1 pseudogene is annotated in these 236 nt (G+C 73.3%); it reads right to left on the bottom strand.

What is annotated here, in order from left to right:
• Positions 1-236, bottom strand: a pseudogene (locus AC0I8G_RS26200) (cysteine--tRNA ligase); the annotation flags it as partial.

Raw genomic sequence — 236 nt, 5'->3', positions numbered from 1 at the left:
CTTCCAGAGGGCGAAGTCGCGGGCGTCGCGCTTGCCGCGGGGGTCGGCGTCGGTGGCCGGTGCCATGTCGTCGAGCTTCTGGTGGGTGAGCTCGCCGTAGTGGGGCCAGGAGCGCACGTCGACGTAGACGTCGCCCGACCCGTCGCCCGCGGCGTAGGCGTGACCGCGCTCGATCAGGCGCCCGATCAGCACGACCATCTCGGTGACGTGGCCGGTGGCGCGGGGCTCGACCGTGG

This window comes from Kineococcus sp. AC630, assembly GCF_979255925.1.
Note: the sequence above shows the minus strand (reverse complement) of the source record. Positions and strands in the feature narration are given on the sequence as shown.